The 7,403-nt window shown below is 49.7% G+C and carries 8 protein-coding genes; 6 read left to right on the forward strand and 2 right to left on the reverse strand.

Annotation, left to right across the window (positions count from 1 at the left end; translation table 11 throughout):
• The first annotated feature begins 437 nt into the window (after window positions 1-437).
• From NG833_RS00830 to NG833_RS00845, 4 genes are all read left to right on the forward strand, one after another.
• Window positions 438-2,735, forward strand: a complete 2,298-nt coding sequence (locus NG833_RS00830) for a TOMM precursor leader peptide-binding protein (protein WP_254563434.1) — start codon at window positions 438-440, stop codon at window positions 2,733-2,735.
• 552 nt (window positions 2,736-3,287) lie between these two features.
• On the forward strand, window positions 3,288-3,458 hold the full coding sequence (locus NG833_RS00835; protein WP_254563435.1) for a DUF5837 family cyanobactin class RiPP: 171 nt from the start codon (window positions 3,288-3,290) through the stop codon (window positions 3,456-3,458).
• Between the two features lie 338 nt (window positions 3,459-3,796).
• Entirely contained in the window at window positions 3,797-3,967 is a 171-nt protein-coding gene (locus NG833_RS00840; RefSeq protein WP_254563436.1) for a DUF5837 family cyanobactin class RiPP, read from the forward strand.
• Between the two features lie 343 nt (window positions 3,968-4,310).
• Window positions 4,311-4,481: a DUF5837 family cyanobactin class RiPP gene (locus NG833_RS00845; protein WP_254563437.1), complete on the forward strand. Its 171-nt coding sequence runs from the start codon at window positions 4,311-4,313 to the stop codon at window positions 4,479-4,481.
• A gap of 105 nt (window positions 4,482-4,586) precedes the next feature.
• Here the strand turns inward: NG833_RS00845 and NG833_RS00850 are convergent, their stop codons facing one another.
• Window positions 4,587-5,315, reverse strand: a complete 729-nt coding sequence (locus NG833_RS00850; RefSeq protein ID WP_254563438.1) for a transposase — start codon at window positions 5,313-5,315, stop codon at window positions 4,587-4,589.
• 36 nt (window positions 5,316-5,351) lie between these two features.
• On the opposite strand from NG833_RS00850, the gene NG833_RS00855 reads away from it, so the two are divergent.
• Window positions 5,352-6,257 (forward strand): LynF/TruF/PatF family peptide O-prenyltransferase, encoded by a 906-nt coding sequence (locus NG833_RS00855; RefSeq protein ID WP_254563439.1) that lies wholly within the window; start codon window positions 5,352-5,354, stop codon window positions 6,255-6,257.
• A gap of 165 nt (window positions 6,258-6,422) precedes the next feature.
• Window positions 6,423-6,632, forward strand: coding sequence for a DUF5837 family cyanobactin class RiPP (locus NG833_RS00860; protein WP_254563440.1), 210 nt, complete (start codon window positions 6,423-6,425; stop codon window positions 6,630-6,632).
• A gap of 116 nt (window positions 6,633-6,748) precedes the next feature.
• On the opposite strand, the gene NG833_RS00865 is transcribed toward NG833_RS00860, so the two are convergent.
• Window positions 6,749-7,396 (reverse strand): hypothetical protein, encoded by a 648-nt coding sequence (locus NG833_RS00865; protein ID WP_254563443.1) that lies wholly within the window; start codon window positions 7,394-7,396, stop codon window positions 6,749-6,751.
• Window positions 7,397-7,403 lie beyond the last annotated feature (7 nt).

The raw sequence follows: 7,403 nt of genomic DNA on the forward strand, positions 1-7,403 counted from the left end.
CGTACAGGCGCGATCGCCTCTCATGAGTGCTTGGAATGGCGGTAAGCGGAAGCTCTCCCGTAGGGAATCGCTCAAAAAGAACCCCACCCTAACCCGGACCTTGCCAAGGGGAGGGGACCGGAGGTGGAGTTCACTGTAGGAGTTCTCGTACAGGCGCGATCGCCTCTCATGAGTGCTTGGAATGGCGGTAAGCGGAAGCTCTCCCGTAGGGAATCGCTCAAGAAGAACCCCACCCTAACCCGGACCTTGCTAAGGGGAGGGGACCGGAAGTAAAAAACCTACTCTTGTAAGCACCCCGTCACGCCCTCTCCCTTGCTCCTCGCTCATCAATGTTCGATGGAACTCTCGAATCGCCTCTACATTTAGGGGTCTTTCACAAATGGGTAAGTTCTGTCTCCGGTTTCTCCGCATCTTTATATAGTGATAATTCCCACAAAATGACATTCCAAATTAAACCCCACTACCACATCGAAATCTGTCCCCCCAAACAGGTCTATCTCCTGGGGGAACAAGAAAATCATGCCCTTACGGGACAGCTTTACTGTCAGATTATTCCATTCCTCGATGGGCAGTACAGCCGGGACCAAATTGTAGAAAAACTCGATCGCGAGGTTCCTGCTGACTACATCGACTTTGTATTAAATCGCCTTACGGAAACCGGCTACCTCACGGAAGTCGCCCCGGAACTGCCCCCGGAAGTCGCCGCCTTCTGGAGTGAGTTAGGTATTGCTCCCCAAGTAGCTGCCCAAGCTCTGAAACAACCCGTCACCCTCAAAACCGTCGGAAACCGCATTACTGAGGGTATGGTTGACATTCTCGGGGCTGCTCTGGGCGAGTTAGGTATTCCATACCAATCCGGTGATACGCTCAACTCCGCCCTCACCATCGTTCTCACTGACGACTACCTCAACCCAGACCTAGCCCCCCTCAACCGCCATCAGGTGCAAATCGGCCAACCCTGGATTTTAGTCAAACCCCTAGGGAGTGTCCTCTGGCTGGGCCCAGTCTTCAAACCGGGAGAAACGGGCTGCTGGCACTGCCTCGCCCAGCGACTGGAAGGCAACCGGGAAGTAGAAGCCTCGGTGCAGCGGGAAAAATACGCGGCTGCTCAAACCAACGGCAACATCCCTCACTCCGTCAATAGTTACCTCCCCACAGCCCGCGCCGCCTTGCCTTCGACCTTGCAGACGGCCCTTCAGTTTGCGGCTACTGAAATCGCCAAATCCCTTGTTATTGCCCAGTCCCCCACGCCTTCCCCAACCCTAGAGGGCAAATTAATCACCTTCAACCAGCGCACCCTGGACTTCAAAACCCACAGCCTCATCCGCCGCCCCCAATGCCCCACCTGTGGCGACCCGGAAATCCTCCAACGTCGAGGGTTTGAGCCTGTGGTTCTCGAATCTCGCCAGAAACACTTCACCCGCGATGGCGGTCACCGCGCCCTCACTCCGGCCCAAACGGTACAGCAACATGAGCATTTAATCAGTCCGATTACGGGAGTGGTGACGGAATTGGTGCGCGTCACCGACCCGGCGAACCCTTTGGTGCATACCTACCGGGCAGGTCACGCCTTTGGGGGTGCGACTTCCCTGCGGGGACTCCGGAGCACCCTGAAACATAAGAGTTCGGGCAAGGGCAAAACCGACAGCCAATCCCGCGCTAGTGGTTTCTGTGAGGCGGTGGAGCGTTATTCGGGCATTTACCAGGGCGACGAACCGCGCAAGCAGGCGACGTTCGCGGAGTTGGGGGAGGTTGCCATCAATCCTGAGGATTGTCTCTGTATTAGTGACAGCCAATTTGCCCGCCGTGAGGAGATTAATCAAAATCGCCAAGCGGCCCATGACTGGATTCCCCAACGCTTTGACCCTGACCAAAGCATTGACTGGACTCCGGTTTGGTCGCTAACGGAACAGTGTCACAAATACTTACCCACGGCTTTTTGTTACTACAACTATCCGATTCCGAAAGGTCAACGCTTTTGTAAGGCTGACTCCAACGGCAACGCGGCGGGTAACACCCTGGAGGAGGCGATTTTACAAGGGTTTCTGGAACTGGTGGAACGGGACAGTGTGGCGCTGTGGTGGTATAACCGCTTGCGTCGTCCGGCGGTGGATTTGAGCAGTTTTGATGAGCCTTACTTTTTGGAGTTGCAACAGTTTTATGGGGAGAATGACCGGGATTTGTGGGTGTTGGATTTGACGGCAGATTTGGGGATTTCTGCTTTTGCTGGAGTGTCGCGGCGCAAGGTGGGCAATTCGGAACGGTTGATTCTCGGTTTTGGGGCGCACCTCGACCCGACCATTGCCATTCTCCGCGCCCTGACGGAGGTGAATCAGTTGGGCTTAGAACTGGACAAAGTACCGGATGAACAACTGGATGGCGATGCCAAACTTTGGCTCTTGGAAGCGACTTTAGAGAATCAGCCCTATTTGGCTCCTGATGCTGCTCAACCTCTGAAAACGATGCAGGACTATCCAAAACGCTGGGGGAATGACATTCGCGAGGATGTGATTACCTGTGTGGAAATTGTGCGGGCGGCGGGGTTAGAAACGTTGGTGCTGGATCAAACTCGCCCGGATATTGGTTTGAATGTGGTCAAGGTGATTGTGCCGGGAATGCGTCATTTTTGGTCGCGGTTTGGGCCGGGGCGGCTTTATGATGTGCCGGTTCAGTTGGGTTGGCGGGAAACTCCGACTCTGGAAACTGAAATGAACCCGATGGCGATGCCGTTTTAAGTAGAAATAACCGCATTTATCATGATGGAGATTCTGAAGTGAATCAATCTTAATGTTTTCATTTTTATTTAATAATGTTTCAGTCGGGGCTGAAAGCTAACTGATGACGGTTATAGGACGTTCCAAGAACATGAGTGCGCGATGTTGTAATCGCGCCAATTTTCTAACTGTTTAATTTGTCTAAAACCTGAAGTCTATCAAAGATAAATAAATCGAAAAGCCTATTGACAATAGTGAGATTTATGCTAATATTTTCAACAAAGGTAATACCTAGTTGCATTCGTTAATTTTAATTTTTGTTTGCCCCCTCAATCTCCCCATTTTGGGGACTGACAAATAGTCCAAATTCCTCCACGATTGGGGATATTCGGTAAATCAAAAGTCAAGACGAAGAGTTTTGTTTGACTGAATTTTGTGCTACCCCAAAAGAGAATTTTCGTGCTGCGCCCATCACTACAGTGGCAGCACTATCCAGGCTTCTTATCACCTAAGAAGGGACTGACCACCCCAAGTGGTCAAACTGTAAACCTAATCAATGAGTGAAAAACTCCAATGAACAAGAAAAACATCACCCCCAACCCCCAACAGCCCATTGACCGCGTTCCTACGGGTCAACTGCCCAGTGCTTTGGCTGAATTGAGTGAAGAGGCGATCGGCGAGCAAGCCCTTGCTGCTGCATTTCCGATGATTCCGATGTGTTCATATTCCGGGGACGACGAGTAGTCGCGGGGTAATTCTACCACAGACCTTTTCGATCCTCAAACTTCTCGTGAGGTCAGCCAGGGCGCTTGGTTCGCCGCGATGAATTGACGGGCAACTGCCGATACCTCGGGGCTTGTCCTAACCTGGCACGCGGTTGGGGTGGAGGGAGCATCACTCCCTCTGCCCCTCTTCCCCCGACCCAGAGTTTTATTGGACTGAATGGGGTGCTACCCCAAACGAGAATTTTCGTGCCGCGCCCACCGCTACGGGGCTGCACAAACAGGCTTCTTGACAACAAGAAGGGACTGACCGCCCTAATGGGTCAAACTGTAAACCTAACAAATGAGTGAAAAACTCCAATGAACAAGAAAAACATCTCCCCCAACCCCCAACAGCCCATTGACCGCGTTCCTACGGGTCAACTGCCCAGTGCTTTGGCTGAATTGAGTGAAGAGGCGATCGGCGAGCAAGCCCTTGCTGCTGCATTTCCGATGGTTCCTTTTTGTTCCTATGACGGGGACGACGAGTAGTCGCCTGGTAATTCTACCACAGACCAAATCGACACTTCCTCAAACTTCTTGTGAGGACAGCCAGGGCGCTTGGTTTGCCGCGATGAATTGACGGGCAACTGCCGATACCTCGGGGCTTGTCCTAACCTGGCACGCGGTAGGGGGTGGAGGGAGCATCACTCCCTCTGCCCCTCTTCCCCCGACCCATAGTTTTGTTGGACTGAATGGGGTGCTACCCCAAACCCGAATTTTCGTGCCGCGCCCACCGCTACGGGGCAGCACAAACAGGCTTCTTGACACCAAGAAGGGACTGACCGCCCCAAGTGGTCAAACTGTAAACCTAATCAATGAGTGAAAAACTCCAATGAACAAGAAAAACATCACCCCCAACCCCCAACAGCCCATTGACCGCGTTCCTACGGGTCAACTGCCCACGGCTCTGGCTGAATTGAGTGAAGAAAGCCTCGGCTCCCAAGCCCAGGCCTTGGGCGGCTTCTTGGTGGATCGCTGTTCTTACGATGGGGACGACGAGTAGTCGCGGGGTAATTCTACCACAACCGTTTTCGATCCTCAAACTTCTCGTAAGGTCAGCCAGGGCGCTTGGTTCGCCTTGATGAATTGACGGGCAACTGCCGATACCTCAACGGCTTTCCGATACCTGGCACGCCGTAGGGGTGGAGGGAGCATCACTCCCTCTGCCCCTCTCCCCCCGACCCCGAGAAGAAGACTGACGTTCAGCTTTCATCCCCGCCAGTAGCCTTGAACCCCAATGACACTTTTTCGCGGGCTTGCTTTTGGGTTTGTAGCGGTTGCAAAATCCCCGATATTTTCGAGCGCAATCCTCCAAAGTTGCCCCCAACTGCAAGAAAGCCGGATGCCACTGGGTCAAGCCATCATCGGTGAGTTTTTCATAACTGCCGTAGTTGCTGAACTCGTAGAAAAAGGTCGTTCGCGTAGCGTTCCGTAGGAATCGCATTTTCGCCGCTTTGGGATTGCCGTGGATGTAGCGCAGGGTATTCAATGCTCGGTCTTTGTCACTAGCCGGAAACCCTTCGGCAAAATAGCGCTTTTCCCAAAAGTGTCCCGTGCGGTTGAGCATTCGGTTAAAGCACATCGCCGTGTACCAATTGAGAAAATGCATGATTTTCGGCAAATCTTGCGGCTGTTTCGGTTCGATGAGGTAATGGACGTGATTGCTCATAATGCACAGCGCATAGAGTTTAAAGTTGTATTTCTCCAAAGCCTTTTTAATCGCATAGAGGAATACTTCTCGACAGTGTTGCCGTTGCAGTTTGAATTCTCGATTGTTGCATCGGGTTGTCACATGGTAAGCGTATCCGGGATTAAAAGTTCTGGGTTTTCTCGGCATTGTGTTGAATAAATATGAATTAACAGAGGGATTTCAATGACTCGAATTATTAGTGATGATAGGTCATCTTGTGTAACAGAAAAGTTGTATTTTATCCACCAACAAATTCATATATTTGGCTGTGATAATTTATACGGGTTTCATCTATTTGAACAACTTATTTATGAATTAGAAAATAAAATTGATCCAAGAAGCATACTTATCGAAATATCTTGCAAGATTAAGCAGGATCGTTTATATCCAGCTCGTTTTTGCATGGGGTGTGATTTTGGAGATCCAACTCAGCTCAAGCTGATTTATGATTTCCTTGAGCGAATCTCAGCAAAAACAGATCTGAAATTAGATTATGCATTGTGTAATCGCTTTTTCAATGAAGACTTTGACTATGAAAAATCAGATGGTTTTATGATCGGAGTTGATCTGAGGCAAGAACCGAGTGAATCCTCTATTGATTTAGCTCTGACAACAACTTGTCCAGAACAGCAAGAAGCTGCAATTTCGTTACTTAATGATAGAAGCTTAGTAAAAGATGCCAAAAATTTACTATTTGGTAATCCTTTGCATATCAATTTTGATTTGAATTTGAATGGCGTTAGCAATATAGAGGTTTATCCCTTGATCAATCAAAATCAATGGCAACCAAAAAAGGTGCAGGCTCGATTACAATCTGTCTTATCACCACCTCTGTTGGAGAAAATATTTTCTATTGATAGTTGCAGTACAATTGCTGTTGGACTGTCACAAGCAAACTCAGCCCGAAAAATCTATTATTATTTGGATGATTTAGGTGATTTTTTGAATCATTTCAAGGTCACTGAGGTGATTAAAGAAGTCCATGCTTATTATCAACAACCACCAACTCGCAGAATGTGTATTGCTTTGTTAGAGGATGAAATTCAACAAAACACCCTTCAGAATCTGAATTTGTATTACTATATCTGACACCCACCGAAGGGGGGAGAATCTACCCCCCTCCCAGACCCAAACCAGAATTTTTGTGCTTCGCCCACCGCTACCGGGCAGCACAAACAGGCTTCTTGACAACAAGAAGGGACTGACCACCCCAAGCGGTCAAACTGTAAACCTAACAAAAGAGGTAAAACTCCAATGAACAAAAAAAACATCTCCCCCAACCCCCAGCAGCCAGTTGACCGCGTTCCTACGGGTCAACTGCCCAGTGCTTTGGCTGAACTGAGTGAAGAGGCGATCGGCAAGCAAGCCCAGGCCCTCATGGACAGGGATACCTTGGGGACAGAGGTATGGGATAGTGAGACCTTGTTGCTGTGGGGGTGTTCCTACGATGGGGACGACGAGTAGTCGCGGGGTAATTCTCGATCTTCAAACTTCTCATGAGGACAGCCAGGGCGCTTGGTTCGCTGCGATGAATTGACGGGCAACCTTCGATACATCGGGGCTGGACCTACTCCCCTTCTTTACTCATCAGTCAGCGATCGCTGTTGGGTGGAAAATCGCCGAATTCGGCTTTGAATTTCATCGGCGATCGCGCCCACTTCTGTCAGGTCACTGGGTAGGAGATGGGCAGACAGGATTTTTAGCAGGCTCTCAACATCTACCGAATAGTTTAATAGGAGGAGAAGAATGTCGTTTTCGTAAATACTGGCTCGGCTAAATTGCCCCTGTCGATAAAGAGACGGTAGGGCATAGCATTTCAGCAGCACAAGTCCTTCCACTGTGGCACACCGAATAATGCGACTTCCAAATTGTCTATCTATCGAAAATTGTTCTAAAACTTCCTTGAATAGCTTGTTTTGGGTTAAAAAAATGTCGATCTGCAATGGGTCAAATAGACCCTGTATAAAATCCTTATCTTCATCATTGATAACAACTTCTGGTAAAGCATCGAGATCGGATCGAGCCAGAATCAGGTCGATGTCTTGAGTATTGCGGCTTTCTACATAACTCAGTAGAGCCACTCCGCCAACCAATAAGGGAACTCCAAAAAATAAAATCCCCAAAAAACCCGCAGGCTGTTCTATGAGCGTTCCGCTAGGAAAGCCTGGGGCTACACGGACAAAGCCCGCCTGCGCGGCGTCATACAGTCTTGTTAGGTGCTTAACCATCGGGATT

Origin of the sequence: Oscillatoria sp. HE19RPO, from assembly GCF_024220515.1 — a bacterium.
GTDB lineage: Bacteria > Cyanobacteriota > Cyanobacteriia > Cyanobacteriales > Laspinemataceae > Laspinema.

Coding starts and splice junctions, on each gene's coding strand:
- NG833_RS00835 (WP_254563435.1), top strand. CDS start 3,288: ATGAACAAGAAAAACATCACCCCCAACCCCCAACAGCCCATTGACCGC.
- NG833_RS00850 (WP_254563438.1), bottom strand. CDS start 5,315: ATGCCGAGAAAACCCAGAACTTTTAATCCCGGATACGCTTACCATGTG.
- NG833_RS00845 (WP_254563437.1), top strand. CDS start 4,311: ATGAACAAGAAAAACATCACCCCCAACCCCCAACAGCCCATTGACCGC.
- NG833_RS00860 (WP_254563440.1), top strand. CDS start 6,423: ATGAACAAAAAAAACATCTCCCCCAACCCCCAGCAGCCAGTTGACCGC.
- NG833_RS00840 (WP_254563436.1), top strand. CDS start 3,797: ATGAACAAGAAAAACATCTCCCCCAACCCCCAACAGCCCATTGACCGC.
- NG833_RS00865 (WP_254563443.1), bottom strand. CDS start 7,396: ATGGTTAAGCACCTAACAAGACTGTATGACGCCGCGCAGGCGGGCTTT.
- NG833_RS00855 (WP_254563439.1), top strand. CDS start 5,352: ATGACTCGAATTATTAGTGATGATAGGTCATCTTGTGTAACAGAAAAG.
- NG833_RS00830 (WP_254563434.1), top strand. CDS start 438: ATGACATTCCAAATTAAACCCCACTACCACATCGAAATCTGTCCCCCC.